The 303-nt window shown below is 66.0% G+C and carries 1 protein-coding gene; it reads left to right on the plus strand.

Going from position 1 to position 303, the window contains the following annotated elements:
* Nucleotides 1-40: 40 nt before the first annotated feature.
* Nucleotides 41-303, plus strand: a 263-nt coding sequence (locus tag ACNAW0_RS30830) for a MerR family transcriptional regulator (protein WP_416291552.1), incomplete at its 3' end; no start/stop codon positions are given.

Consider the following 303-nt stretch of genomic DNA (forward strand, 5'->3'; position numbering starts at 1 on the left):
TGGTCGCTTTTCCGGCCAGAACCTCCTATTGTCGACCATTGTGGGCAGTGCTTATCGGATCGGCGAGTTCGCTACGCGGATCGGTCGTTCGGTGAGCACGGTGCCTCGGTGGGAGGCGGAAGGGCGGATTGTGGCTCGCCGTTTGCCGTCGGGGCAGCGGTACTTCGACGACTCCGATGTGCGCAGGGTGCTGCGGCCCGGCTTCGACGCCGCTCGACGGAGGGTGGTGGTGTACTGCCGGGTCTCCTCGCTGGGGCAGAAGGCCGACCTGTCTTCGCAGGTGGCGGCGATGCAGCAGTTCTG

It is taken from the genome of Micromonospora sp. SL1-18, assembly GCF_047921505.1.
In the GTDB taxonomy this organism is placed as follows: domain Bacteria; phylum Actinomycetota; class Actinomycetes; order Mycobacteriales; family Micromonosporaceae; genus Micromonospora.